This is a genomic window from uncultured Cardiobacterium sp., assembly GCF_938028185.1.
In the GTDB taxonomy this organism is placed as follows: domain Bacteria; phylum Pseudomonadota; class Gammaproteobacteria; order Cardiobacteriales; family Cardiobacteriaceae; genus Cardiobacterium.
Genome location: NZ_CALJAH010000221.1, coordinates 1 through 1,028, shown reverse-complemented (window position 1 = coordinate 1,028; position 1,028 = coordinate 1). Strand labels below are relative to the sequence as shown.

General features: G+C 65.4%; 2 protein-coding genes. Both read left to right on the top strand.

Annotated features, from left to right (window positions below; genetic code table 11):
• The first annotated feature begins 137 nt into the window (after nt 1-137).
• Nucleotides 138-809 carry a ribonuclease III gene (rnc, locus tag Q0349_RS06435; protein ID WP_298080052.1) on the top strand — a complete coding sequence of 224 codons (672 nt, stop codon included), beginning with the start codon at nt 138-140 and terminating at the stop codon, nt 807-809.
• 13 nt (nt 810-822) lie between these two features.
• Nucleotides 823-1,028 (top strand): hypothetical protein (locus Q0349_RS06430; RefSeq protein WP_298080051.1); only part of this gene is annotated, 206 nt, incomplete at its 3' end.

Here is a 1,028-nt window from a genome sequence, read left to right as displayed (position 1 = left end):
TGGAGCCGTTTACATACACCTTGAGCGCTCAAGTGTATGTAAAAAGAAATCCCCCCTCCCCCTGTGGGGGAGGGGACGGGGTGGGGTTTGCCCGCATCCCCCGCTATCCAAATAGCCCACCAAACCCGATAACAACAATGCACCCCCTCGAACACGCCCTCAACTACCCCTTCCGCGACCCTGCCCTGCTCACCCGCGCCCTGACCCACCGCAGCCACAGCGCCGCGCACAACGAACGCCTCGAATTCCTCGGCGACGCCCTGCTCGAAACCATCAGCAGCATCTGGATCTACCGCAACCGGGGCAACGTCCCCGAAGGCGGGCTGACCCGCCTGCGCGCCACCATCGTCAGCGGACAGAACCTCGCCGCCATCGCCCGCCGCCTCAACCTCGGCCAATATCTGCACCTCGGCAGCGGTGAACTGAAAAGCGGCGGCGCGCGGCGCGACTCCATCCTTGCCGACGCCGTCGAAGCGCTGATTGCAGCGGTGTACCTCGACAGCGACTACCCCACCTGCGAACGCATCACCCTCGCGCTCCTCAAAGACGACCTCGCCGCCCTGCCGGAAAGCGCGACCCGCCTCAAAGACGCCAAGACCCAACTGCAAGAATACCTGCAAGGACGCGGCCTGCCGCTGCCGGACTACCAAATCATCAGCGAAACCGGCCCCGAACACGCGCGTGAGTTCCAGATAGAAGCGACCAGCGGCGACTACCGCGCCACCGCGCGCGGCAACAGCCGCAAAAAAGCCGAACAAGAAGCCGCCGCCGACCTGCTCGCGCAGTACCAGAACAGCAAACACGAATAACCCAGGAACGCCCATGAACCGCAAACACATCGCCATCCCCCTCCTGCTCGCCCTCGCCGCCACCCTGCCTGCTGCTGCCGAAGTGAACAGCGAGCCCGCTTCCAACCCCCACATACGCCACAACCTGCGCACCTTGAGCAGCGCTGCCCCCGAGCCCGACAACATGGACGCCCCGCCCGCCCTGCTGCCGCAGCCCGCCAGCACATACGACGCCGCCAC